The 25,333-nt window shown below is 69.0% G+C and carries 24 protein-coding genes; 7 read left to right on the top strand and 17 right to left on the bottom strand.

Annotation, left to right across the window (positions count from 1 at the left end; all coding sequences use genetic code 11):
- Positions 1-235: 235 nt before the first annotated feature.
- Both SB816_RS18610 and SB816_RS18605 read left to right on the top strand, forming a co-directional pair.
- A complete protein-coding gene (locus SB816_RS18610; protein WP_064528230.1) occupies positions 236-742 on the top strand; it encodes a hypothetical protein in 507 nt (168 codons plus the stop codon).
- A gap of 102 nt (positions 743-844) precedes the next feature.
- A complete protein-coding gene (locus SB816_RS18605; RefSeq protein ID WP_054501003.1) occupies positions 845-1,576 on the top strand; it encodes a 16S rRNA (uracil(1498)-N(3))-methyltransferase in 732 nt (243 codons plus the stop codon).
- A gap of 73 nt (positions 1,577-1,649) precedes the next feature.
- Here SB816_RS18605 and SB816_RS18600 read toward each other — a convergent pair whose 3' ends face one another.
- From SB816_RS18600 to SB816_RS18585, 4 genes are all read right to left on the bottom strand, one after another.
- Positions 1,650-2,117, bottom strand: a complete 468-nt coding sequence (locus SB816_RS18600) for a barstar family protein (RefSeq protein ID WP_026385200.1) — start codon at positions 2,115-2,117, stop codon at positions 1,650-1,652.
- Positions 2,114-3,346 (bottom strand): patatin-like phospholipase family protein, encoded by a 1,233-nt coding sequence (locus SB816_RS18595; RefSeq protein ID WP_081273653.1) that lies wholly within the window; start codon positions 3,344-3,346, stop codon positions 2,114-2,116. Before SB816_RS18595 ends, SB816_RS18600 begins: the two co-directional genes overlap by 4 nt.
- Positions 3,327-5,615 (bottom strand): NADP-dependent malic enzyme, encoded by a 2,289-nt coding sequence (locus SB816_RS18590; protein ID WP_064528227.1) that lies wholly within the window; start codon positions 5,613-5,615, stop codon positions 3,327-3,329. The genes SB816_RS18595 and SB816_RS18590 overlap by 20 nt, the downstream gene beginning before the upstream one ends.
- A 142-nt stretch (positions 5,616-5,757) precedes the next feature.
- A complete protein-coding gene (locus SB816_RS18585) occupies positions 5,758-6,702 on the bottom strand; it encodes an FAD-binding protein (RefSeq protein WP_410547366.1) in 945 nt (314 codons plus the stop codon).
- A 44-nt stretch (positions 6,703-6,746) separates the two neighbouring features.
- Between SB816_RS18585 and SB816_RS18580 the strand changes: the two genes are divergently transcribed.
- Together SB816_RS18580 and SB816_RS18575 are read left to right on the top strand one after the other, a co-directional pair.
- Entirely contained in the window at positions 6,747-7,907 is a 1,161-nt protein-coding gene (locus tag SB816_RS18580; protein WP_054501001.1) for a pyridoxal phosphate-dependent aminotransferase, read from the top strand.
- A 300-nt stretch (positions 7,908-8,207) separates the two neighbouring features.
- On the top strand, positions 8,208-9,317 hold the full coding sequence (locus SB816_RS18575; protein ID WP_064528221.1) for a hypothetical protein: 1,110 nt from the start codon (positions 8,208-8,210) through the stop codon (positions 9,315-9,317).
- A 30-nt stretch (positions 9,318-9,347) separates the two neighbouring features.
- On the opposite strand, the gene SB816_RS18570 is transcribed toward SB816_RS18575, so the two are convergent.
- Positions 9,348-10,166 carry a lytic transglycosylase domain-containing protein gene (locus SB816_RS18570; RefSeq protein WP_054500999.1) on the bottom strand — a complete coding sequence of 273 codons (819 nt, stop codon included), beginning with the start codon at positions 10,164-10,166 and terminating at the stop codon, positions 9,348-9,350.
- An 83-nt stretch (positions 10,167-10,249) separates the two neighbouring features.
- Here SB816_RS18570 and SB816_RS18565 point away from each other — a divergent pair, with 83 nt between their 5' ends.
- Positions 10,250-11,794, top strand: coding sequence for a UbiD family decarboxylase (locus tag SB816_RS18565; protein WP_410547365.1), 1,545 nt, complete (start codon positions 10,250-10,252; stop codon positions 11,792-11,794).
- 89 nt (positions 11,795-11,883) lie between these two features.
- Here SB816_RS18565 and SB816_RS18560 read toward each other — a convergent pair whose 3' ends face one another.
- From SB816_RS18560 to SB816_RS18530, 7 genes are all read right to left on the bottom strand, one after another.
- Positions 11,884-12,231, bottom strand: coding sequence for a hypothetical protein (locus SB816_RS18560; protein ID WP_064528217.1), 348 nt, complete (start codon positions 12,229-12,231; stop codon positions 11,884-11,886).
- Positions 12,228-12,644: a phage holin family protein gene (locus SB816_RS18555; protein ID WP_054500996.1), complete on the bottom strand. Its 417-nt coding sequence runs from the start codon at positions 12,642-12,644 to the stop codon at positions 12,228-12,230. Before SB816_RS18555 ends, SB816_RS18560 begins: the two co-directional genes overlap by 4 nt.
- Positions 12,645-12,711: 67 nt before the next feature.
- Positions 12,712-13,029: a YqjD family protein gene (locus tag SB816_RS18550; RefSeq protein WP_054428548.1), complete on the bottom strand. Its 318-nt coding sequence runs from the start codon at positions 13,027-13,029 to the stop codon at positions 12,712-12,714.
- A gap of 83 nt (positions 13,030-13,112) precedes the next feature.
- Positions 13,113-13,838: a hypothetical protein gene (locus SB816_RS18545; protein ID WP_054500995.1), complete on the bottom strand. Its 726-nt coding sequence runs from the start codon at positions 13,836-13,838 to the stop codon at positions 13,113-13,115.
- A gap of 154 nt (positions 13,839-13,992) precedes the next feature.
- Positions 13,993-14,862, bottom strand: coding sequence for an ABC transporter ATP-binding protein (locus tag SB816_RS18540; RefSeq protein WP_054500994.1), 870 nt, complete (start codon positions 14,860-14,862; stop codon positions 13,993-13,995).
- 4 nt (positions 14,863-14,866) lie between these two features.
- Positions 14,867-15,718 carry a nitrate ABC transporter permease gene (gene ntrB / locus SB816_RS18535; protein ID WP_372414776.1) on the bottom strand — a complete coding sequence of 284 codons (852 nt, stop codon included), beginning with the start codon at positions 15,716-15,718 and terminating at the stop codon, positions 14,867-14,869.
- A gap of 46 nt (positions 15,719-15,764) precedes the next feature.
- Positions 15,765-17,060, bottom strand: a complete 1,296-nt coding sequence (locus SB816_RS18530) for a CmpA/NrtA family ABC transporter substrate-binding protein (RefSeq protein WP_410547364.1) — start codon at positions 17,058-17,060, stop codon at positions 15,765-15,767.
- Between the two features lie 598 nt (positions 17,061-17,658).
- On the opposite strand from SB816_RS18530, the gene cysG reads away from it, so the two are divergent.
- Entirely contained in the window at positions 17,659-19,074 is a 1,416-nt protein-coding gene (cysG, locus tag SB816_RS18525; protein ID WP_064528211.1) for a siroheme synthase CysG, read from the top strand.
- Positions 19,075-19,123: 49 nt separating this feature from the next.
- Here cysG and upp read toward each other — a convergent pair whose 3' ends face one another.
- The 5 genes from upp to SB816_RS18500 all read right to left on the bottom strand — a co-directional run bounded on the left by upp (position 19,124) and on the right by SB816_RS18500 (position 24,205).
- Complete coding sequence (gene upp / locus SB816_RS18520; protein ID WP_020926674.1) at positions 19,124-19,762, bottom strand: uracil phosphoribosyltransferase; 639 nt, start codon at positions 19,760-19,762, stop codon at positions 19,124-19,126.
- Positions 19,763-19,885: 123 nt separating this feature from the next.
- A complete protein-coding gene (gene dacB, locus SB816_RS18515) occupies positions 19,886-21,334 on the bottom strand; it encodes a D-alanyl-D-alanine carboxypeptidase/D-alanyl-D-alanine-endopeptidase (protein ID WP_049075599.1) in 1,449 nt (482 codons plus the stop codon).
- A gap of 109 nt (positions 21,335-21,443) precedes the next feature.
- Positions 21,444-22,598 (bottom strand): ABC transporter substrate-binding protein, encoded by a 1,155-nt coding sequence (locus tag SB816_RS18510; protein WP_410547363.1) that lies wholly within the window; start codon positions 22,596-22,598, stop codon positions 21,444-21,446.
- 66 nt (positions 22,599-22,664) lie between these two features.
- Positions 22,665-23,168: a flavin reductase family protein gene (locus SB816_RS18505; protein WP_054500989.1), complete on the bottom strand. Its 504-nt coding sequence runs from the start codon at positions 23,166-23,168 to the stop codon at positions 22,665-22,667.
- Positions 23,169-23,191: 23 nt separating this feature from the next.
- Entirely contained in the window at positions 23,192-24,205 is a 1,014-nt protein-coding gene (locus SB816_RS18500; protein WP_054500988.1) for an LLM class flavin-dependent oxidoreductase, read from the bottom strand.
- Positions 24,206-24,325: 120 nt separating this feature from the next.
- Here SB816_RS18500 and SB816_RS18495 point away from each other — a divergent pair, with 120 nt between their 5' ends.
- Positions 24,326-25,159 (top strand): IclR family transcriptional regulator, encoded by an 834-nt coding sequence (locus SB816_RS18495; protein ID WP_064528201.1) that lies wholly within the window; start codon positions 24,326-24,328, stop codon positions 25,157-25,159.
- Positions 25,160-25,333 lie beyond the last annotated feature (174 nt).

Raw genomic sequence — 25,333 nt, 5'->3', positions numbered from 1 at the left:
GCCCACGCAGGAAATGGGGGCCAGTTGAGTAGGTTGCGAAGCAGACGATTTTAACACCTGGGGATGACCCGGCCGACGCCGGGTAGCGGGGTCCGCCAGATGGACGATGGCCCGCGGCAGAATCGTGATTGTCCCCAGGGGAGGACAGCCATGTCATGGCGTAGTTGCCACAATTGCGGCGGGGCGGTCCGAGATTCATGATGGCCTGGCTTAGCCCTATGTCGGATTCCGTATCATGCTTGCCATGTTGAGCTTCACCATTCCCGCCGCCGGCATCCTGGCCCTGCGCAACGCGCTCGGCGAGGAACGCGCCATCGCGGTGGCGCAGGCGCTGGAACACGCCCGCCTGCAGGGCGAGGCCGACCTGCTCAAGCGCTCGCAGGACGAGGCGCGCGCCGAGCTCCAGGCCTATGCCCTGTCACGCGTCGACTTCGCCCGCGAACGCGCCGAGCTCGAACGCGACATCGCCCGCGAACGCGCCGCACTCGAACGCGAAATCGCCACGCGCGCCGCCCAGGAACAATTCGACAAACTCGTCGAAGTCGTCGCGCAACTGCCCACTCGCGAGGAACTCAAGCGTTTCGCCACCCACGAAGACCTGGCCGAGGTGCGTCACGACCTCATGCGCCTGGACAAGAAAATGACGGTGGGTTTCCTGACCCTGCTGACGCTGCAACTGGCGTCCAGCGCCCCCAACCTGATCGACTGGGGCATCAAGGTGGTAGGCTACGCGCTCAGGTGACCGGGCCACGGGCCCGCCCCTGAGCCGGGCCGCTTGCCCGGCGCCGCGCCCCGGGTCTGCGCCCGGCCCCACGTTCGCTTTCCGTCCGCCACCGCGTTACCCATGTCCGCTCCCCGCTTCTTCTGCGACGCTCCCCTGTCCCCCGGCGCCCGCATCGCCCTGCCGGAGGCCCTGGCTCACCACGCCATCCGCGTGCTGCGACTGCGCGCGGGGGAACCCATGGTGCTGTTCAACGGCCACGGCGGCGAATACCCGGCGGCGCTGGAAATCGAGGGCAAGGCCGGTTTCGCCCAGTTGGGGGCGTTCGATCCGCGCGAAGCCGAGCTGGCCGGCCGCATCACGCTGGTACAGGGCCTGCCCGCCGGCGACAAGATGGACTGGGTGGTGGAAAAAGCCGTGGAGCTGGGCGCCGCCCGGGTCTGCCCCATCGCCGCGCAGCGTAGCGTGCTGCAGTTGTCCGGGCCGCGGCTGGAAAAAAGGGTGGCGCACTGGCAGCGCATCGCCCAATCGGCGGCCGAGCAATGCGGCCGCAACCGGCTGATGGCGGTCGACGCCCCCGTGACGCTGGCCGACTGGCTGGCCCTGCCGGCCGACGGCCTGCGCCTGCTGTGTCATCCGGACGCCAACGCCGACCTGGCCGGCCGGCTCGACGCGACGCCGGGCCTGCAATCGTTGACGCTGCTGGTCGGCCCCGAAGGGGGCTGGTCGGAAAAGGAACTGGCGCAGGCGCGCGAAGCGGGGGTCCAGGCCGTCAGGTTCGGCCCGCGCGTGCTGCGCACGGAAACGGCGGGATTGGCCTTGATTTCAGCGGCCGGCGCCTTGCTCGGCTGGTGATCGGCGTCCCGCCCCGGGACATGACAGGCCATTGCCCCACCGGCCGGCGGCGCGAGCGCCCCAGCCCGGGTCTTCAGTCGTTGTCGCCGTAGGGCGCGGCGGCCACGCCCGGTTCCGGATCGGGGTGCTTGCCGGCGTGCTCCACCACATACGCAAACGTGCGGCCATTCTCGTGGGCGAATTCGGCGGCGTCGGCGCAGACCGACTCGATGCGGGCGGCGTCCTCTTCCAGCGCCGGGTCCCCCGAATGCAGCTTGTACAGCCACAGCACCACGCCGGTCTTGTGATCCAGCACGGTATCGCACAGACAGTCGTACAACGCGTCGAGGTTGCCGCCGAAATACTCGGGGAAGTCCACTGCCTTGACGATGGCGCGCAGCACCGCGGAGCGGCTGCGCGCCGGGTCGCAATTGGCCACAAACAGTGCCAGGCCGAGCTCATGCGCGGCGTCGACCACGGCCTTTTTGTCCAGCCCGTCATGGGCCAGCGCTCCACCTCGCTTCAACTGCTTGTGCAGGGTAGATTGGGCATTGCGCGTCATGCCTGTGCCTCCTTGAAAAAGGCGATCACTTCATCGTTACGCTGCATCGTATCGGCATAACCCAGTTCGATCAATCGCTTGGTGTAGCTGGACTCGAACAACAGGTAGGACATCAGCGCGCCGCCCCCGGGGCGGCCTGGATCGGACGATACACCGAGTACGCGAAAAAGGGCACGGGCCTGCGCCGGCATGTCGCCCAGGTGTTCCAGCGCCAGGGAGTCCAGGGAGCGGCTGGGGGTGATCGTCAGCACCTCGATACGGCGCACGGTGACCTCGTCGCCCTCTGGCGGCGCGGCGTGGTCGACCAGGTAGTTCATCCGCTCCAGGCGCTCGACGTCCATTGACAGGCCGTCCAGGAAGATGCTGGACAGGGCATGGCCGCCCACCTGGGCCAGCGAGGGGTACGGCGGCGCCGCCTCCCGGTGCTCGGGGTGGGTGTCGTCGCGGAACCCGGTGCCGATCACCAGCACCCGGTGCGCGCCCAGGTGGATGGCCGGGCTGATCGGCGCCAACTGCCGCATGGAGCCATCGCCGCACCACTCGCCCTTGCCGTGCACCGTGATCTGCCGGGCCGGAAAAACGAAGGGAATGGCGGACGAAGCCATCAGGTGGTCGACCGTGATCGGCGTGGGAATGGCCAGCCGCAGGTAGCGGTGCCAGGGCTCGATGGGCGCGTGCGCCTGATAGAACGTCAGGTGCTCGCCACTGGTGTAGCCGGAGGCCGTGATCGCCAGCGCCGACAGCGCACCGCTCTCCAGATTCGCCTGCAGGTGACCAAAATCCAGCACCCGGCCCAGCAGCTCCTGCATCGGGCTGTTGTCCAGCAGCGACTGCGGCCGCTTGCGCGTCAGGCCGGAATACATCCATCCCAGCGACAGCAGGCCCAGCCAGCGCACGCCGGTGCGGATCAAACCCGGCGCGTCGGCCCGGTAGATCATGTCGGTATTGAGCGACGACCACAGGCGGCGGATGCGGCGCACCCCCAGGTGCGGCCGCTCGGCCCGGCATGCCAGCGCGGCGGCATTGATGGCGCCGGCGGACGTGCCGCAGATGATGTCGAAGGGATTCTTGAAACGCGAATGCCAGTCGGGGTCCAGCAGCTCCATGATGGCGCTGAGCACGCCAACCTGGTAGGCGGCGCGGGCGCCGCCCCCGGTCAGGACCAGGCCGGTCGGCGTGCGCGGGCACGCCGGACCGCCATTGGTGACTTCAACGCGGGGTATTGGCATCGACCACCGTCATCGCGGTCATATTGACGATGCGGCGCACGGTCGAGCTGGAGGTCAGGATGTGCACCGGCGCATTGGCGCCCAGCAGGAACGGGCCCACCGCCACGTTGCCGCCGGCCGCCGTCTTGAGCAGGTTGTAGGCGATGTTGCCGGCGTCCACGTTCGGGCACACCAGCAGGTTGGCCTCGCCCTTGAGCGTGGAGGACGGCAGGATCCGCAGGCGCAGCGCCTCGTCCAGCGCGCAGTCGCCGTGCATCTCGCCGTCGATCTCCAGCTCCGGCTCGGCTTGGCGCACCAGTTCCAGCGCGCGCCGCATCTTGGCGCCCGAGGCCGAGCTGCCCGAACCGAAGTTCGAGCGCGACAGCAGCGCCACCTTGGGCGCCAGGAACATGCGCTGCATTTCCTTGGCCGCGGCGATGGTGAATTCGGCGATCTGCTCGGCGGTGGGTTCGTCGTTGACGTGCGTATCCACCAGCACCACCGTGCGCTCGTTGAGCAGCAGGATGTTCATGGCGGCGTAGACGTTGCGGCCCGGCCGGCGGCCGATCACTTCGTCGATGAAGCGCAGGTGATCATGGTACGCGCCGACCGAACCGCAGACCATGCCGTCGGCATCGCCCAGGTGCACCATCATCGCGCCGATCAAGGTCATGCGGCGGCGCATTTCCACGCGCGCCATTTCCTTGGTGATGCCACGTCGGCACATGCGTTCCCAGTACGTGGTCCAGTACTGGTGGAAGCGCTCGTCGTATTCGGGGTTGGTGACCTCGACGTCCTCGCCCAGGCGCAGCCGCAGGCCCAGCTTCTCGATGCGGGTCAGCAGCACCGACGGACGGCCCACCAGGATGGGACGGGCCAGGCCTTCGTCCACCACCACCTGCACCGCGCGCAGCACGCGCTCGTCTTCGCCCTCGGCGAACACGATGCGGGCCGGACCGCCTTCGCGCACGATGCGCTTGGCCGCCGAGAACAGCGGCTTCATGAAGGCGCCGGAGTGGTACACGAACTGCTGCAACTGCTCTTCGTAGGCTTCCAGGTCGGCCAGCGGACGCGTGGCCACGCCGCCTTCCATGGCGGCCTTGGCCACCGCCGGCGCGATGCGCACGATCAGGCGCGGATCGAACGGCTTGGGAATCAGGTACTCAGGGCCGAACGAGATGTCGAAGGTGCCATAGGCGGCCGCCACCACTTCGTTCTGCTCTTCCTCGGCCAGCTCGGCGATGGCGTACACCGCCGCCTTTTCCATTTCACGGGTGATGGTGGTGGCGCCCACGTCCAGCGCGCCGCGGAAGATGTACGGGAAACACAGCACGTTGTTGACCTGGTTCGGGTAGTCCGAACGGCCCGTTGCCATCACCACGTCGTCGCGCACGGAATGGGCGAGTTCGGGCAGGATTTCCGGCGTGGGATTGGCCAGCGCCAGGATCAGCGGGCGCGGGCCCATCTTGGCGACCATCTCGGGCTTGAGCACGCCGCCGGCCGACAGGCCCAGGAACACGTCCGCGCCCTCGATCACCTCGGCCAGCTTGCGGGCGTCGGTCTTCTGCGCGAAACGCGCCTTGTCCGGATCCATCAGGGTGGTGCGGCCTTCGTAGACCACGCCCTCGATGTCGGTGACCCAGATGTTCTCCAGCGGCAGGCCCAGGTCCACCATCAGGTCCAGGCAGGCCAGCGCGGCCGCGCCGGCGCCGGACGTGACCACCTTGACCTTGTCGATCTGCTTGCCCACCACCTTCAGGCCATTGATGAAGGCCGCCGACACGCAGATGGCGGTGCCGTGCTGGTCGTCGTGGAAGACGGGGATCTTCATGCGTTCGCGCAGCTTGCGCTCGACGGTGAAGCATTCCGGCGCCTTGATGTCTTCCAGGTTGATGCCGCCGAAGGTGGCTTCCAGGCCGGCGATGATCTCGACCAGCTTGTCCGGGTCGGTTTCGTTGATCTCGATGTCGAACACGTCCAGGCCGGCGAACTTCTTGAACAGCACCGCCTTGCCTTCCATCACCGGCTTGGATGCCAGCGCGCCGATGTTGCCCAGGCCCAGCACCGCGGTGCCGTTGGTGATCACGCCGACCAGGTTGCCGCGCGCGGTGTAGCGGAACACGTTGGCCGGGTCCGCCACGATTTCCTCACAGGCCGCCGCCACGCCGGGCGAGTACGCCAGGGCCAGGTCGCGTTGGTTGGTGAGCTGCTTGGTCGGGGTGACCGAGATTTTGCCGGGACGGCCGTGCTCGTGGTATTCAAGGGCGGCTTTGCGGAGGTTGGCATCCATAGGGGCGGCTACTGGCTGGAGTGAGGAACACGAAAGGGGGCAATTCTATTCCGATGGCGGACCGCGCGAAACGTTCCCTGCGCGGCCCCCCGGGACGCGCATCCCCGGCCAGGCCGCGGGCGCCGCCCATCTTACCCCCGCCTTACAAACTGTCGCTATTCGGCGACGGGGCGAATGCGGGAAAACGCCCATACGGGTCGAACAGCGTCTTGATGCGCGCCTGCAGGGCGGCAGCCTGCCGCGGCGCAGCAGTTGTCGGGCCGACATCGCGCGGCGCCGGTCCGTCTGCCCGAGACGCGCCAGCGGCCCCGACATCGGCGACGGGCGGACTGTCCGCCAGCGTCACCCCCTGCACCCATCCCAGGGTGCCGCCCTGCCCCAGCATGAGATGCGCCAGGTTGACCGTCGCCGGCGCCCGCGGCGCCAGGGCGTCGAGCCGGTAGCGCGCCAGCCACGCGTCCCCGTCGCGGCAGGCGGCGGCCAGATCCCCGTTCACCAGTTGGAACAGCGCCGGCACCAGCCGCTGCACCGTCGCCGACCGCAACGGTTGCAGGTCGTCGGCGCCGAAGGGTCCCAGGGTTTCCTCGACGCCGTCCGCCAGCAGCAGGTCCACGGCCAGCACGCCCGACGCCGCGCAGCCCCCCGCCGGCCATGCGGCCGGCGCGGCCAGCCATTGAGCCAGCGTCATCGCTTGCGGCAGGCCCGCGAACTGCCGCAGCCCGGCCCGCGCCAGCGCCGCCAGCGGCACGCCAGGCTGGGCGCGCCAGCGCGGCGCGGGTCCGGCCAGGCGCGCCAGTCCCGCCAGGCGGCCGGGATCGACCGCCAGCAGCGGGCCGTCGACCGGCGCGAACGGCCCGTCGGCATCGTCCAGCGCCAACACCACCCCGTATTCGGCGCATAGCGCGCGCGCATGCGCCACATCGCCCTCTCGCAGCGGCGTCAGCACCGCCCGCGCCTGTCCGTCCGCCGTCGCGCCCAGGTCGCGCACCGTCCCCTGGCACAACAGCCCCAGCCGTTGCAGGAAGGTGGCCCAGGGGGTCTGGACCGGCCGTCGGCCAAGGAGGAAAGCGCGCCGCGATGGCTGCATGACTACAATTCCTTTTTCCGCTTCAAGTAGCCTTCGAGATTCCGATGCCCCGCCTTGCCGCCCGTACCAACGATTTCCTGACCTTCCAGGTGGTTGAACTGTTCAAGCAGGCGCAAGCGCTGCAGGCGGCGGGCAAGGACATCATCAGCCTGGGCATCGGCGAACCGGACTTTACCGCGCCGCCCCAGGTCGTGGAAGCGCTGCAGCGCGCGGCCCAGGCCGGCCAGAGCGGCTACAGCGCGCCCGCCGGCCTGATGCCGCTGCGCGAGGCCATCGCCCGGTTCTACCACGAACAGTTCGGCGCCGTGATCGATCCGCGCCGCGTCATCGTCACGGCCGGGGCCTCGGGCGCCCTGACCCTGGCCTGCGCCGCCCTGGTCAACCCGGGCGCGCAAGTGCTGATGCCGGACCCCTCGTATCCCGCCAACAGCAACTTCGTCCTCGCCGCCGGCGGCCAGCCGCGCCTGATCCCCAGTTCCGCGGAAAAGCGCTTCCAGCTTTCCGCGCAGGACGTGGCCCGGCACTGGACCGAGGCCACCCAGGGCGTACTGGTGGCGTCGCCCAGCAACCCCACCGGCACCTCCATCGACCACGACGAACTGTCCAGGCTGCTGGCCGAGGTGCGCGCCCGCCACGGCTTCGCCATCGTCGACGAAATCTACCTGGGCCTGTCCTACGAAGGCCGGCCGCGCTCCGCGCTCACGCTGGACGACGACATCATCGTCATCAACAGCTTCTCGAAGTACTTCCACATGACCGGCTGGCGCCTGGGCTGGATGATCGTGCCCGAGGCCATGGTGGCCCCCGTCGAGAAGATCGCCGGCAGCCTGGCCATCTGCGCGCCGACCCTGGCGCAGCACGCCGCCCTGGCCTGCTTCACGCCCGACGCCCTGCGCACCTTCGAACACCGCCGCGAAGCCTTCAGGCAGCGCCGCGACTACCTGCTGCCCGAGTTCGAACGCCTGGGCCTGAAGGTGCCGGTCAAGCCGGATGGCGCGTTCTACATCTACGCCGACATCAGCGACCTGGCGAGCGACAGCGCCGCCTTCTCGCAACGCCTGCTGCTGGAAGCCGGCATCGCGGCCGTTCCCGGGCTGGACTTCGGCCCTGCCCACGGCCATCACACCATGCGCTTTTCCTACGCCACGGGCCTGGACCGGCTGGAAGAAGCGGTGGCCCGCCTGGGCAGGCTGCTGGGCCGCTGAGGCGCGCCCCCACACCGCCCTGGCGCGGCCACGCAAAGGGGCCCAGCCACGGACTGCCGGGCTGGCGCCCGGGCCACCCGCCGGCGCCACGCATTCCCGCGCTAGGCGCCGCTGTGAAGCCACAACCATGGCCGGACATTCCCGGCCGCCGAAATCGCCCGGACACAATAGCCGAGCCTATGGTGAAGCGCCATTTGCCGAGCCCGCGCACCTATATTCCCTGGAGTCTTTTCCGCTCCCCGACCAAGGTCGGGGGCGGGCGGCCGCGCGGCCGGATCGCGCCTATCCAGGAGTCAATTCATGATCAAGCGGATCGCGGCAAGGGTCCGCCGCCCGGGGCGTGGCGCGCTGGCGGTGGCGGGATGGCTCACCGCCTGTCTGCTTCCTCTGGCGGCCCACGCGCTGGGCCCGGGATGCCAACTCGACCCGACGCGGGCCGGCAACTACACACAGGACATGGGGGCGCAAGCGGCGCCCGGGCAATTCGCGCCACCGCTCCTGACGCTGGACAAATCCAATCCGCCAGGCACGGTCGTCTACGATGCCCCCTTGCCGCCGGTGCCTTGGGTGTGTGTCAGCAACAGCGCGAGCATGGCGCCTTTCCTGGTGTCCGGGGGCAACATGGCCTCGGTACTGAACGAGCTGCGCAGGGTCGGCCTGAAACTCGTCATCCAGATCAATGGTTACCCGGCCTGGGAACCTACGGGCAGCACCACCGATGACCGATTCCGCTTGAGCGCCGAGCATTACGCCCCCAAGTCCGCGACCGACCCCACGCTCACGGCGACAGGGGTGCTGCTCGGCAAGCTGCAACTGGTCACCGTAACGCCTCCGACCAGACCTGTCAGGGCCTTCTTCCCCGCGTACAACGACCTGGTCAGGATGCATTACGCATTCATCAATACAAATCACATCGCGATCGGCTCCAGCAACGCAACGGCCGTAAGCCTGATTCCGACCTGCATCGCGAAAATCTCGACGCCCGCTTCGGTCTACCTGGGCAGGGCATACAGCCTGGGCAATCTGCCGCTGCCGCCGCCGACGCCATTCACCATCGTCGCGGATTTCAACGAAGCCTGCGATGGCGGCTTCCAGATCGCCGACCTGGGCAGCATAGTGGTTCCTCTGCAGATCAAGTTCCAGCCCGAAGGCAGCCCGGTGCTGACGTCCAGCGACCGGAACATCGAGTTGAAAAACACCGATGGCACGCCGAACGGCCTTGCGTTGCGGGTCAACGAAAACGGCGCCATTCCGATCGCCTTCAATCAATGGCGCCCGGTGGCCGAGTCACTGACCACCACGCTGCGTCCCAGGAGCCTGAATTACTCGGCGGAACTGGTGAAGACCGGCACGGCGGTGGTGCCGGGGGCGTTCAACCAGCAAGTCACGATACTCGTGACCTTCCGCTGATCCCCGGTTCCGCCCCGGGGATCAGCGGGCTCAATCGCGGGCCAGCGCGATACCCGAGGCCAGCGCCAGGCGCCGGCGCTCGGCCTGCACTTTGGCGCCGTAACCATTGTCGTCCGGCCCGGTCGAGCCGACATAGCAGGCCAGGCCGCCATCGACCGAGCCGCGCCGGTTGATGCAGTCCTTCAGGATGGTGGCGCCCACGGCGATGTTGGCGCCCGGGTCCAGCGGATTCTTGCCAACGGCATCGAACTTATCCTGGTGCACGCTGGTCATCACCTGCATCAGCCCCTGCGCGCCGACGTGGCTCTCGGCCAGCGGGTTGTAGCGCGATTCGATGGCAATGACGGCCAGCAGCAGCAACGGATCCAACTGTTTCTCGCGGCCCACCTTGTACACCGTGTTCAAGAGCGGACCGGTCGCGTCATAGGCGACCTTGTATTTGCGCGAAATGTAATTGCGCAAGGCTTCGGCCTGCGGCCCGGTGGCGACCATGGCAGGCTTCTTGGGCGTCGCGGGCGCGGCGCGGGCAGGCCCCAACATGCCGGTCGCATTGCTGGACGGCGCGGTGGGTACGGCCATGGCAATCGCCGACGAGGAATCGGCGCCGAATTCGGACCCGGCTTCGGATTCGACGCCGGTCTGCATGGATGAAGGCGCGAGGGCGGTCAACAAGGCTTTGTGCACTTGCAATGCCTGGTCGCGCAAACCAGGCAGGGCGAATCCCATGCTTACCGTCACGATCACCGCGATGCCCAGGTATACGGAGCAGATGCGCAGCGATTCGGCAAGATATTGGTGCACTCCTTGGGCCATGTTCCTGAACAGGCTGGCCACTGACGCATCGGGCATGAAAACCTCCTGCGTTAAAAAAGAGGGAGTCAATGTTAACCTCTCTTCCTCCCCAAGATGTAACCAAATAGCCGGGATCTGTAGTGAAATACCGCGACCTTAGAGACTTCCTCGCTCAACTCGAACGCATGGGCGAGCTCAAACGCATCGCCGCGCCGGTCTCGACGCGCCTGGAAATGACCGAGATTTCCGACCGCGTGCTGCGCGCCGAGGGCCCTGCCCTGCTGTTCGAGAAAGCGCAGCACGACGGCACGCCGGCCGGGATGCCGGTGCTGGCCAACCTGTTCGGCACGCCCTCGCGGGTGGCGCGCGGCATGGGCGCCGACGACGTCAGCGCGCTGCGCGACATCGGCGAACTGCTGGCCTCGCTGCGCGAGCCCGAAGCGCCCAAGGGCCTGCGCGACGCGCTGGCCAAGGTGTCGATGCTGAAGTCGGCGCTGTGGGACATGAGCCCCAAGAACGTCAAGAGCCCGGCCTGCCAGGAGATCGTCTGGGAAGGCAAGGACGTGGACCTGACGCGCCTGCCGATCCAGACCTGCTGGCCGGGCGACGTGGCGCCGCTGTTGACCTGGGGCCTGGTGATCACGCGCGGCCCCAACGCCCGCCGCCAGAACCTGGGTATCTACCGCCAGCAGTTGCTGGGCCCAAACAAGCTCATCATGCGCTGGCTCTCGCACCGCGGCGGCGCGCTCGATTTCCGCGACCACGCGTTGGCGCATCCCGGCACGCCCTTCCCCATCGCCGTGGCGCTGGGCGCCGACCCGGCCACCACGCTGGGCGCGGTCACGCCGGTGCCGGACAGCCTGTCCGAATACCAGTTCGCCGGCCTGCTGCGCGGCTCGCGCACCGAGGTGGCGCAGGCGCTGGGCAGCAACCTGTCGGTGCCAGCCTGGGCCGAGATCGTGCTGGAAGGCCACCTGCTGCCGTCATCCGACCCGCGCGCGATAGCGCCGGCGGTGCCCGACGGCGTCAACCCGCCGCCCAACAGCGACTACGAGATGGCGCTGGAAGGCCCCTACGGCGACCACACCGGTTACTACAACGAGCAGGACTGGTTCCCGGTGTTCACGGTCGAGCGCATCACCATGCGCCGCAATCCCCTCTATCACTCCACCTACACCGGCAAGCCGCCCGATGAACCCGCGGTGCTGGGCGTGGCGCTCAACGAGGTGTTCGTGCCGCTGCTGCGGCGCCAACTGCCCGAGATCGTCGACTTCTACCTGCCGCCCGAGGGCTGCAGCTACCGCCTGGCGGTGGTGTCGATCCGCAAGCAGTACGCGGGCCACGCCAAGCGCGTCATGTTCGGGTTGTGGAGCATCCTACGCCAGTTCATGTACACCAAGTTCATCGTGGTGGTCGACGAGGACATCAATCCGCGCGACTGGAAGGAAGTGGTGTGGGCCATGACCACGCGCATGGATCCGGTGCGCGACACGCTGCTGGTCGAGAACACGCCCATCGACTACCTGGACTTCGCCTCGCCGGTGTCCGGCCTGGGCGGCAAGATGGGCCTGGACGCCACCAACAAATGGCCGGGCGAAACCCAGCGCGAATGGGGCACGCCCATCACCATGGATGCCGACGTCAAGAAGCGGGTGGATGACATCTGGGGGCAATTGGGACTGTAGCCCGCGGTGGCGCGGCAAGCCGCCCGGCCCATGAAAAACCCCGCCGGATACGGCGGGGTTTTTCATCTGGGCGGGCGCGCAGACCGGAATCAGCGGTCGTCGCGCGAATCGCGCCACAGCTTGAACAACTGCCAGCCCACCAGCGCGCCGCCAGCCAGCTTGAGCAGCTTGGACTTGCCGCCGCCGCGCATGAACATCGCCGACAGCGACGAGCTGATGATGGGATAGCGCCGCGCCAGGCCGATGGCCTGCATGGCCCAGCGCGAGGCGCCGCCGGACGCGAGACCCGGCACGAAGCTCTTGAGCAGCGCGGCCGGCTCGAGCCTGCGCCCCGTGGACACGATGCCCTGGGCCAGCGACTCGCGCTCGATCGCGGCGCGGGCGCGCAGCAGCTCGATGCGCACGGCGCGGTCGACGGTGGGAGACCTTTTCGTCATGACAAGTCCTCCTGGCGCCGCTGCGCGCGGTCATCGTCCTGCGCGTCGCGCACCCGTTCGAGCAGCTCGGCGTCACGGCCCAGTTCTTCCAGCGTGGCCGCGAATGGCGGCGGCCCGTAGACCAGGCCATGGCGCACCACCAGCAGCAGCACCACGCCGACCACCAGGTACAAGGCCGCCAGCAGGCCCAGGGCCAGATAGCGGTCTTCGGTGGGCCAGAAGGCCACCGCGATCGTGATGGTGAACACCAGCACCGCCAGCGTCAGGAACAGCAAGGCGGCGAACGCCATGCCCAGCAGCTTGAGCAGGCGCGCCTTTTCGCCCGCCGCTTCCAATGCCAGCAGTTCCAGGCGCGTGCGCATCAGCCCGACCAGGCTGGACGCCACGCCAAATACAGATTTGCGTAGACCCATGGCCAAAGGACGCCGGGCGGGCGAGCCGGCCAGAGGCCGGCGCCGCCCGCCCGGAAGTCCTGCCTTGTCAGCGGCGGCTGATCAGCAAGCCGAGCAGCAGGCCGGTCACGCCTGCGATGCCGATGGCTTGCCAGGGATTGTCGTGCACGTAGTCATCGGTGGCGCGCGCCGCCTTGCGACCGCGTTCGAGCACCGCGTCCTGGGCTTCGTACAGGGCTTCGCGGGTGCGCTTGAGCGAGGTCATGGCCCGTTCGCGCAGTTCGGCGGCCTTGTCGCCGGTGCTGCTGGCGGCTTCGCGCAACAGGCTTTCAGCGTCATTCAGGCTGGTCTTGACACTGTCGATGAGTTTTTCTTTTGCGACGTCTTCGGATTTTCTCGTGGCCATTTTTTGAGCTCCTGTAGTGTGTCTATGACAAAACCATCATACCAGCCGCTCCGCAAGGGTCCAGGCCGGCTTGCTACCGTGTGCTACTTGATTTGCGTAATCTCAACGGCGGACTTCACGCCGCCCTGGTCGATATCCTGCTTCATGACCAGGTTGACCGCCGGGCAGTACCAGTCGGTGACGGTGGTGTTCATGCCGGGAATCGGGATGGTCAACCCCTGGAAGGTGGCCATGGTGGGATCGGAATTGCGCGTGTAGGTGACGGGATGGCAGGCCTGCTGGCCCAGCGCGGTGCCGATGCTGGTGGAGCGGCCGACGGTCTTCTCGCCGATGCGCACCGTGGTGCTGGGCTGGCCGCCGACCGGCGCTTCCTTGCCGATCTTCAGGCGGAACGACGAGCCCGGCAGCTTCTGCCCGGGGTTGAGCTTGCCGTCGTAGGCGAACAGGCCGAGCATGCGCAGGTCGAACTGGCCCTCGGACGGCTGTGGCGCCTCGCCGGCGGAGGCGTACTTGAGGAAGGTGGCCTGGCCGCCCTTGACGGTCATCAGGTAATCGAGCTTGGACTTGCCCGGCGGCAGGCCCGCATAGCTGAAGCGGGCCACGCCCTGCACGCGGGCGCGGCAGTTGTCGCCATTGCTTTTCGTAACCTCGGTGAAGGCCAGGTCGGCGCCCAGGGCGATATTGCCCGAGCCGGTCAGTTGCACCGCGCCGCCCTCGTGCATGAACTTCGCATCGCAGACACCGGCCTGCGCCACGCCGGCCGCGCCCAGCGCGCCGGTCACCAAAACCAGGGATGCCAATTTTCGCAATGCCACAAGCCACTCCAGAAATCCAGGACACGCCGGCGCTGCGCGCCCGGCTGGCTTGATACTACACCGGTTGGCAAATCACACGCATGACGGAACGTGTCAGCCGCGCGACGGACGCGTTGCCGCGCCGGCCGGCGGGCGTCGGCTCCCCGCGTCAGGCCACGGCGCGCGCCCCGGCCGCCACCGGCTCGTCCTCGGCATCGGGCAGCGCCGCCAACGCCACGGGCGCCGGCGTCCGTTCGGGATTGCCGTGACGCCGGTGCAGGAAGTCCACCACGGCGGCGCGGCACGACAGGTAGACCGGATCATTGGCCAGCCGCACCCGGTCGCGCGGCCGCGCCAGCGGGACCGGCAGGATCTCGCCGATGGTCGCGGCCGGCCCATTGGTCAGCATGACGATGCGGTCGGACAACAGCACGGCCTCGTCCACGTCGTGCGTGACCATGATGGTGGTGGTGCGGGTCTTGGCGACGATCTTGAGCAATTCGTCCTGCAGGTGCGCGCGGGTCAGCGCGTCGAGCGCGCCGAACGGCTCGTCCATCAGCAGCACGCCCGGCTCGATCGCCAGCGCGCGGGCGATGCCGACGCGCTGCTTCATGCCGCCGGAGATCTCGCGCGGCAGTTTGTTCTGCGCCGGCAGCAGGCCGACAAGATCGAGCGCGGCGCGGGTGCGCTCGGCCAGTTGGGCGCGCTTTTCCGACGCGCCGAAAACCCGTTCCACCGCCAGGTGCACGTTCTGGAAGCAGGTCAGCCAGGGCAGCAGCGAGTGGTTCTGGAACACCACGGCGCGATCCGGGCCGGGCCCGGTGATTTCGCGCTCGGCGCACAGCAGCACGCCGCTGGTCGGGCGGGTCAGGCCGGCGATCAGGTTCAGCAGGGTGGACTTGCCGCAGCCGGAATGGCCGATCAGGGTGATGAACTCGCCCTGCTCCACCGTCAGGTCGATGTCGCGCAGCGCGACGAAGGCGCCCTTGCGGGTGGCGAAGGTCTGGCCCACGCGCTCGATGCGTACGAATTTCTTCATGGCGCTACTCCTCGGTGTAGGTGAAGCGGCGGGCCAGCGCGACCAGCAGCGTTTCCAGGATCAGCCCGACGATGCCGATCACGAAAATGGCGATGACGATGTGCTCGACCTTCAGGTTGTTCCACTCGTCCCACAGCCAGAAGCCGATGCCGGTGCCGCCGGTCAGCATCTCGGCCGCGACGATCACCAGCCAGGCGGTGCCGATGGACAGCCGCACGCCGGTCAGCATGTAGGGCAGCACGGCCGGCAGCAGCACCTTGGTGGTGACCTTCCATTCGGACAGGTTCAACACCCGCGCCACGTTCAGGTAGTCCTGCGGCACGCGCGACACGCCGACCGCCGTGTTGATGATCATGGGCCAGATCGAACAGATGAAAATGGCCCAGATCGCGGCCGGGTTGGCGGCCTTGAACAGCAGCAGCCCCAGCGGCAGCCACGCCAGCGGCGACACCGGCCGCAGCAGGCTGACGATGGGCGAGAACATCGCCCGCACCGGCGCGTAGCGGCCGATGGCGAAACCGATCGGTATCCCCACCAGCGCGGCCAGGCCGAAGCCGATGCCGACCCGCTGCAGCGAGGCCAGAAGGTTCCAGCCGATGCCCTTGTCGTTGGGGCCGTTGTCGTAGAACGGGTCCGAGAACAGTTCCACCGCCGCGCGCCACGTCACGCCCGGTGTGGGAATCTCCGGGATGCGCATGGCGACCACCTGCCACACCAGCACGAACAGCGCGAAACCGGCCACCGGGCCGACCACGGCGCGCAGCGCCGCTTCCAGCCGTTCGCGCCAGGCATCGGTCCAGGGGGCGGCCCGCGGCGCCGGGGCGGGGGTGGCGGACACGGGCGCGGCCCGCTCCATACTCGTTACGGTAGACATCGCGAGCTTCTCCTATGCGTGGCGGCGCTCAGGCCTTGACCTTGAAACCGTCGGCGTAGGCCGCCGGGTTGCTGCCGTCCCAGACCACGCCGTCGACCAGTTTGGAACTGCGCATCTCGCTGCCTGGCACGGCGAGGCCGGCGGCCTGCGCGGCCTGCTTGTAGATGTCGATGCGGTTGACCTGGCGCGCGACGGCCAGGTAGTCGGGATGCTCCTTGAGCAGGCCCCAGCGCTTGTGCTGGGTCAGGAACCACATGCCGTCGCTCAGGTACGGGAAGTTGGCCGCGCCGTCGCCCGAGAAGCGCATCGCGTGCGCGTCGCTCCAGCGCTTGCCCAGGCCGTCGTCGTACTGGCCCAGCATGCGGTCGATGATGCCGCTGGCGTCGGTGTTGACGTACGACTTGGCGGCGATGGTCTCGGCGGTCTTGCGGCGGTTTTCGGGCGAGGCGTCGATCCACTTGCCCGCCTCCAGAATGGCGGCGGTGACGGCTCGCGCGGTGTTCGAATTGCGCGCCACGAAGTCGGCGCTGGTGCCCAGCACCTTTTCGGGATGGTCGGTCCAGATGGCCTGGGTGGTCACGGCGGTGAAGCCGATCTTGTCGAGGATGGCGCGCGCGCCCCACGGCTCGCCCACGCAGAAGCCGTCCATGTTGCCCACCCGCATGTTGGCCACCATCTGCGGCGGCGGCACGGTGATGACCTTGGCGTCCTTCATCGGGTCGATGCCGTAGGCGGCCAGCCAGTAGTACAGCCACATGGCGTGGGTGCCGGTCGGGAAGGTCTGGGCGAAGGTGTATTCGCGCTTCTCGGAGGCCATCACCCTGGCGAGCGATTCGCCGTCGCGGGCGCCGGCCTGCAGCAGCTTGTTGGACAGGGTGATGGCCTGGCCGTTCTGGTTCAGGCTCATCAGCACGGCCATGTCCTTCTTCGGCCCGCCCACGCCCAGTTGCACGCCATAGATCAGGCCGTAGAGCACGTGGGCCATGTCCAGTTCGCCGTTGAGCAGCTTGTCGCGCACGGCGGCCCAGGACGCTTCCTTGGACGGCGTGATGGTGACGCCGTACTTCTTGTCGATGCCCAGCACCGAGGCCATCACCACCGAGGCGCAGTCGGTCAGCGGAATGAAGCCGATCTTGACCTCGGCCTTCTCGGGCGCGTCGCTGCCCGCGGCCCAGGCGCCGGCGCGCACCAGCGGGTCGACCAGCGACAGCAGGCCGGCGCCGGCCACGGCGCGCGCGGTGCCGGCCAGCCACTTGCGGCGGCTGGCGTCGGTGGTCGAATCCGGCCCCGTGGCGGCGGGAAGGCGGGGTTTCACTGGCGTCATACGAGGCTCCTGGCAAAAAAAAACGTCCCGCGCGCCGATCGGGGACAACCCGTTGGCGCTGCGGAACGTCGTTGTTCCCTGCCGCGGATCGCGGCACTTGGCGTGGCCGGACCGCGCGCGGACCGTCCATCAACGGTTAAGCAATCGGCGTGCCAAGTGGCCGGGCGCGCTCGTCGCGGCCGGCGCGCACCCGCGCGCCCATTGGGTTTGCGGCGATCCGCAAGGCCGGCCGGGGCGCCCCGCCCCGATGATGGCCGGCGCGCCTGGCGATCCAACTTGGTGCGCAAACGAATGCGGCAACGCACCATCGATGTGCGGGCGGCGCAGGCGGCGTCGAATGCGGCGCCTTGCCGGCGCTCCGTCTCCCCAGCGGCCCGGCATCCTCGCCCTCGCCGCTGCTGCCGGATGCGCGGCTTTCCTGGCTTGGCCAAGGCCGCTGCGCGGGCATGGAACTTGCATGGTTGAGCCGGCGCGCCCCGCAAGCGGCCCGCGCCAAATAAGTTGTGGCTATATGGATTCAAGAAATCAGAAGTTGTGGGGATGAGACCCGGTCCCTATGATCGTTTGACCTACTGCCGGGTGCGCCCGAGGCCGCGTAATGAAGCTTTTCCCGATTTTTGCCGATCTGAAGGACCGGCCCGTGCTGGTCGTGGGCGGCGGCGCGGTGGCCGAGCGCAAGACGCTCGCCCTGCTCGAAGCCCATGCCGATGTCGCCGTTGGCGCGCCCGAGCTGACGCCAGCGCTGGCGGACCTGCTGGCGGCGGGCCGCATCCGCCACCTGGCGGGCCGCTTCGACCCCGCCTGGCTCGACGGCGCGTGGCTGGCGGTGGCCGCCACTGACGACCGCGGCGTCAACGCGGCGGTCTCCGACGCCGCGCGGGCCCGCCGCATCTTCAGCAACGTGGTGGACGATCCCGAACTGTCGTCGTTCCAGGTGCCGTCGATCGTCGACCGCTCGCCGGTCATCGTGGCCATTTCCTCGTCCGGCGTGGCGCCGGTGCTGGCGCGGCGCCTGCGCGAACGCATCGAATCCCTGTTCGACCACAGCCTGGGCCGCCTGGCGGGCCTGGCGGAACGCTACCGCGCGCGCATTCGCGCCGGCCACCCCGACCTGGGCGCGCGCCGCCGTTTCTATGACTGGCTGCTGGACGGGCCGGTGGCCGGCCTGCTGCGCCAACAACGTCCCGAGGCCGCGCAAGCCGCGCTGGAAGCCGCCCTGGCCCAGCCGCTGGCGCCGGCCGAAGGCAGCGTGGTGCTGGTCGGCGCCGGCCCTGGCGATCCGGGCCTGCTGACGCTGAAGGCGCTGCGCGCGCTGAACGAGGCCGACGTGATCCTGTACGACCGGCTGGTCAGCGACGACATCATGTCGCTGGCGCGCCGCGACGCCGAACGCATTGCGGTGGGCAAGCTGCCGGGCGAGGACCATCACGCCACCCAGGCGCGCATCCACGCCCTGCTGGTCGAACACGCCCGCCTGGGCCGCCGCGTGGTGCGGCTCAAGGGCGGCGACGCCTTCATCTTCGGCCGCGGCGGCGAGGAACTGGAACACCTGCGCGCGCATGGCGTGCGTTATGAGGTGGTGCCCGGCATCACGGCCGCGCTGGCCTGTGCCGCCTACGCCGGCATCCCGCTGACGCATCGCGAGCACGCGCAATCGGTGCGCCTGGTGACCGCGCACTGCCGCGAAGACGAGGACAACCTGGACTGGCCGGCGCTGGCGCGCGAACGCCAGACGCTGGCGTTCTACATGGGCGTGGGCCAATTGGAACTGCTGACGCAGCGCCTGATCCGCCATGGCCGCGCCGCGATTACGCCGTTCGCGCTGATCGAGAACGGCAGCCGGCCCGAGCAGCGGGTGCTGTCGGGCACGCTGGAAGACCTGCCGCGTCTGGCGCGGGCGCACGCCATCCGCTCCCCCGCCCTGCTGATCGTGGGCGAGGTGGCGGGACTGGCGCAATCATTGCATTGGTTCGGCGAGCACCTGGAAGGCGCGCCGCAAAGACTGGCGGCGTAGCGGCCGGCGACGGCTGCCACAGGCGCCCGGCCCCGCCCCCCGGGAGGACTCAGTCGGTCTTCTGGGTGGTGCCGAAGATGCGGTCGCCGGCATCGCCCAGGCCCGGCATGATGTAGCCATGCTCGTTCAGGCCGTCGTCGATGGACGCGGTGTAGATATGCACATCCGGGTGCTTGGACAGCACCGCGTCGATGCCGACCGGCGCGGCCACCAGCACCAGCGCGCGGATTTCCTTGCAGCCGGCGCGCTTGAGCAGGTCGATCGCGGCGACCATGGAACCGCCAGTGGCCAGCATCGGGTCGACGATCAGCGCCAGGCGCTGGTCCAGTTCGCCCACCAGGCGTTCCAGGTAGGTGTGGGCTTCGAGGGTCTCTTCGTTGCGGGCCACGCCCACCACGCTGACCTTGGCGCCCGGGATCAGGCTGAGCACGCCGTCCAGCATGCCAATGCCGGCGCGCAGGATGGGCACCACGGTGACCTTCTTGCCGGCGATCTTCTCGACCTGCACGGGGCCGCACCAGCCTTCGACGGTGGCGGGCGCGAGCGGCAGGTCCTTGGACGCTTCGTAGGTGAGCAGCGCGCCCACTTCCTGCGACAGTTCACGGAAGCTCTTGGTACTGAGGTCGGCGCGGCGCATGATCCCGAGCTTGTGGCGGATCAGCGGGTGGCGGATTTCGTGCACGGGCATGTGCGTAAATCTCCAGGATTATTGATAGGCAGGGTTGGTTCGCCTCAGGCGCCGCCGCAAACATGGCGCGCGCCCGAGAATCGTAATCGGTTTACCGGGTGGATGCAGGGGGCCGCGTCAACCTTATTGTTCGGCCAGCCAGGCGATCAGGGCGTCGTCGAAGGCCCGCACGGCGCCGGCCTGCTCGTGGTTGACGATGCTGACCACCACGTAGCGCTTGCCGCTGGCGCCCAGCACGTAGCCGGCGATCGCGCGCACGTCGCGCAGCGACCCGGTCTTCAGGTGGGCCATGCCGAGGGTGCCGTCGCCCTTCATGCGGCGGCGCACCGTGCCGTCGACGCCGGCGATCGCGAGGGATGAAATGTACTCCGGCATGACGGGGGAATTCCAGGCCAGCGTCAGCATCGAGGCCAGGCTGTCGGCCGACACCCGCGCGTCGCGCGACAGGCCGGCGCCGTTGTCGATCACCAGTTCGGGCATGTCCAGGCCCTGGCGGGCCAGCAGGTCCTTGGCGACGCTGCCACTGCTGGCCACGGTGGCCGGCCGGCGGCCCTTTTCCGCGCCCAGGGTCAGCAGCAGCGTGCGCGCCATGACGTTGTTGCTGCGCTTGTTGATCTGGCGGATGACCTCGGCCAGCGTCGGCGAATCGTGCGAGGCCAGCACCACGGCGTCGCCCGGCACCATGCCGGCGCGCACCTGGCCCTTGAAGGTGCCGCCCAGCTCCTTCCACAACAGGCGGAACAGCTCGGTGGCGTAGTCGGTCTGCGACAGCGCCAGCCGGTACAGGTCGAATTCGCCGCAGGAACCGGCCACCTTGCCGCTGACGCGCAGGGTCACGCCCTGCTGGGTGATGACCGGGTCGGTGTTGACGACGGGCGCGCCCGGGCAGCGGGCGTCGCTCCATTCGACCCGGCCCTCGATCTTCAGGCCGGGCAGCGGCGGGTCGATCAGCGGCACCCACTTGTTGGCGGCCGGATCGGGGGTGAACAGGATGCGCACGGCGCCAAAGCCCACCATCAGGGCATCGGGGCTGGCGTTGTAGGCGCGGTCCGGCGCGCCGTCGAAGGCGCCGGGGTCGGTCGCAACCTGGCCGAAGATGCTGCGGTCGATCACCAGGTCGTTGATCTGCTTGACGCCGCGCAGGCGCAGTTCGCGCAGCAGCACCCACAGGTCCTGCATCAGGAATTGCGGATCGCCGCCGGCGCGCAGGTAGAGCGGCCCGGGCAGCGCGCCCTTGGCGTCGGGCCGGGCGCCCGGCTCGGTCATGAAGGCGGTGCGCCAGACGTAGTTGGGGCCCAGCTCGGACAGCGCCGCCCAGGTGGTGACCAGCTTCATCACCGACGCCGGGTTGCGCGCTTCCTTGGCGTTCAGGGCCGCCAGCCGCGGGCCGCCGACCTCCTGCACCACCAGCGACAGCGAACTGTCGGGCAGCTTGCTGGCCTTCCAGGCGTTGACCACGCTGGGCGGCAGCCCCGGCACCTGGGCGCAGGCGGCACTGGCGGCCAGGGCCAGCAGTCCGCCGGCCAGCCATTGCCACGGCCCGCCCACCCGCTTTTTCCCTAGTCCCGTCATGCCCTGTCCACCCGGTTGCTCGTGCTGCAAAACCGTGAGCATACAAAACCTGGGACGGTTGCGGGCGGCGGCGCGCGCCGAAAGCGCGCCAGCCGCCCTCGCGAGGTGACTACTGTTGCAGTTTCCACTTGCCGCCGGCCACGGTGGCCATGACCAGCGCGCGCTCGTCCAGGCCGTTGTGGTCGGTCGGGCTCATGTTGACCACGCCGGTGGCGGTCGGCAGGTTCTTGACGTTCTCCAGGGCGTCGCGCAGCGCCGCGCGGAATTCCGCGGTGCCGGGCTTGGCTTTCTTGAGCGCCACCGGCAGGGCCTGCTGCAGCAGCAGGCCGACGTCCCAGGTGTAGGCGGCGAACAGCGACACGCTGCCCGGACCGTTGGCGGCCTCGTACTTTTTGGCGAAGGCCTGGGCCGTGGCCTTGACCGGATGGGTGTCCGGCAGCAGGTCGGCCACCATCACCGGCCCCACCGGCACCCAGGCGCCGTCGCAGGCGGCGCCACAGACGCGCAGGAAATCGTTGTTGGCCACGCCGTGGTTGAAGTAGATCTTGCCCTTGAAGCCGCGTTCGCGCAGCGCCCGCGCCGGCATCGCCGCCGGCGTGCCGGAGGCGCCCACCACCACCGCGTCCGGAGCGGCGCCGACCAGTTTCAGCGTCTGCGCCACCGCCGAGGTGTCGGTGGGCGCGAAGCTTTCCTTGCCGACGATCTCGATGCCGTGTTGCCTGGCGGCCTTTTCCACTTCCACCCAGAAAGTCTCGCCCAGGGCGTTGTTGAAGCCGATGAAGGCCAGCTTCCTGACGCCGTTGGCGGCGGCGTGGCGGGCGATGCCCTCGGCCATCAGGGAATCGGAATGCGGCGTCTTGAAGACCCAGCGGCGCTTGTCGTCCACCGGATCGATCAGGCGCGCCGACGAGGCCAGCGTGATCACCGGCGTGGCGCCGCTGGCCACCGTGTCCAGCATGGCCATGGTATTGGGGGTGGTGGAGGAGCCGATGATGAGGTCAGCCTGGTTTTCCGAGATCAGCTTGTGCGAATTGCTGACCGCGCGGGTGGTGTCGGAGGCATCGTCCAGCACCACGTATTCGACCTTGACGCCGCCGATCTCGGTGGGCAACAGGCTGATGGTGTTGCGTTCGGGAATGCCCAGCGAGGCCTGGGGGCCGGTGGTGGACAGGGTGGCGCCGATCTTCACCTGCGCCAGCGCGGGCGCGGCGCCCGCCACCAGCAGGGCCGCCAACGCGGCCGTCAGAGTGCTACGAGGGGTCATGCGGTATCTCCTTTGGGGCGCGGATATCGTTATGCGTCTTGCCGATCCGCTACGGCGTGGAAAGCGTTATACGACGGGATCCCCCAGGTGCGACAGGAATGACCCATCATGGAAAACCAGGGCGCCGCCGGGGTCGTCCGGGGTGTGCAGGCGGCGCACCTCGCCGATCAGCAGGGCATGGTCGCCCACCTCCAGCACCTGGCGGGTGGCGCACTCGAAGCGGGCGGCGCACTCGTCGAACACGGGGATGCCGTCCTCGGTGGCGTACCAGTCCAGTCCGGCGTAGCGGTCGGCCACCGGCTGCGAGAACACCCGCGCCAGGTCGCGCTGCGGCGCCCCCAGCACATGGATGGCGAAGCCGCCGCGGGTGGTGAAGTCGGCATAGTGGAGGCTGGCGCGGCGCAGGCTCCACAGCACCAGCGGCGGCTCCAGCGAGACGGGCGCGAAGGAGTTGACCGTGAGGCCGATCGGCCCGTCGGCGCCGGCGGCGGTCACCACCGTGACGCCGGTGGCGTAGCGCCCCAGCGCCCGGCGCAGACGAAGTGGGCTGAGATCGTCACTGGCAGGCATGGAGGCTTCCCCGCGGCCGCCGCTCAGGCGGGCACCGTGCTGGCCGGGCGCACGCCCGACAGCGGCAGGGCCTCGGCCATCAGCCGCTGCATCGAGTCCAGCACCCGGTCCTGCGGCATCAGGCCGAAGTTGTGCAGGCTCATGACGTGGTCCAGGCCCATGTCGGCCAGCCGCGCGAGCTTGTCGGCCACGGTGCGGGCCGAGCCGAACAGCGACAGGCCGCTGGCGATGATGTCGTCGTACACCTGCTTGCGCGCATACAGCCGCGTGTCCACATACAGGTCGAAGGCGCGGGCGGCGCGCTCGCGGGCCTCGTCGTCGGTCGCGGCCACGTGGGTGTGCAGCGCCACCGCAGCCATGCCGGTGGCATCCTCGATGCCGGCCTCGGCCAGGCCGCGGCGGTAGTCCTGCATCATCAGGCCGATCTCCTCGAAGTTGTCCACCGCCGCGTAGGGCACGAACAGCATGCGGCGGCCCTGGCGGCCGACGTGGTAGGCGGCCTCGCGGCGCAGGATCGCCACGTACACCGGCACCGGCTGCTGCACCGGCTGCACGTTCAGGCGCACCGCGTGGATGCGGTTGAACTTGCCTTCGTGGCTGACGCGCTCGCCGGCCAGCAGGCGCTCGACCAGCATCAGGTTCTCGTCGAAGCGCTCGCGCTTGGTGGCCGGATCGACGTCGTAGCCCTCGAACTCGTGCTTCAGGTAGCCCGACCCCACGCCCAGCGACAGCCTGCCTTGCGAAAGCTGGTCCACCAGGGCATAGTTTTCCGCCACAGTCAGCGGGTTGTGGAAGGTGAGGATGGAGATCGCGGTGCCCAGCCGCAGCCGCGTCGTCTGCTGCGACAGCGCCGCCAGGAACACCGCCGGATTCGGCACCGCGCCGTATTCATGGAAGTGGTGCTCGGCCACCCAGAAGGTGTCGTAGCCCAGTTGTTCGGCGCGGCGCGCCTGCTCCAGCACCTGGCCGTAGAGCTGGCCCAGGCTGCGGGGCTGGTCGGGGTAGTGGTCCTGCACCGAGAAGATGGACATCTTCATTGCTTGTCTCCGTCTTTGTCCGTTCGCGCACCGGGCCGGTCTTCCGGCCCGAATGGTTGTCCGCCACGGCACGCTGATGTATTTTTTAGTGATACACGTATTCTAATAAGAGACAAACTGATGTCAACAGATAGCAGCACCGGGATCCAGTCCGCCGAAATCGCCCTGGACGTCCTGACCCGGCTGGCCGAACTGGGCGGCGCCGTGTCGGTGTCGGAACTGGGCCGCAGCCTGGACATGCCGCGCGCCAAGGCGCACCGCTACCTGGTGTCGCTGGAACGGCGCGGCTACGTCGAACAGGATCCGGCCAGCGCCCGCTACCGGCTCGGACCGCAGGCCCTGCACACCGGACTGGCGGCGCTGGCGGAAGTGGATTTCGTCAAGCTGGCGGCCGGCTGCCTGGAAGACCTGAGCGCGGCCATCGGCCAGACCGTCTTCATCTCGGTCTGGGGCCAGCACGGACCCACCATCGTGCAGTGGCGCGACGCGCGGCTGCCGGTCACGGTCAACGTGCGCGTGGGTTCGGTGCTGCCGCTGCTCAACAGCGCCACCGGGCGGGTCTTCGCGGCCTGGCTGCCGGAGGCGCTGGCGCTGCCGCGCGCGCTGGCCGAATGGGACACGGCGCGGCGCCAGGGCGGCGACGCCGCGGCGTTGCTGGACGATCCCGCCGCCGCCGGCCTGCCGCTCGACCCGGCCGACCCCGCCGCCGCGCTGCGGGCGCGCTGGCAGGCCACGCGCCAGCGCGGCTACGCCAGCGTCAGCGGCCACCTGCTGCACGGCATCGACTCGGCCGCGCTGCCGGTGCTGGACGCCCAGGGCCAGTTGGCCGGCGCCATCACCGGGCTGGGACTGCACGGCGGCTTCGACCTGGCGCCGGACGGCGCGCCGCTGCGGGCCCTGATGGCGGCCGCGGCCGATTGCTCGCGCCGGCTCGGCTGGCGCGGCGGGCGCTAAGGCGCCGCGCCGGCCCCCGGGGGCGCACCTTCCCCTGGAAATCGCTCGTCCCCGTCCTGCCGTCCTCGCTGGCGCGGACGCCACCATCGCCGGCCGCCCCGCCCTTTTCGCCAGCCCCTTTACAATAGACAGTTGCCCAGAGCCGAGCCGACAGGTCCGGCTCGCTTTTTTGCC

It is taken from the genome of Achromobacter sp. SIMBA_011, from assembly GCF_046535435.1.
In the GTDB taxonomy this organism is placed as follows: Bacteria; Pseudomonadota; Gammaproteobacteria; order Burkholderiales; family Burkholderiaceae_B; genus Achromobacter; species Achromobacter dolens.
Note: the sequence above shows the minus strand (reverse complement) of the source record. Positions and strands in the feature narration are given on the sequence as shown.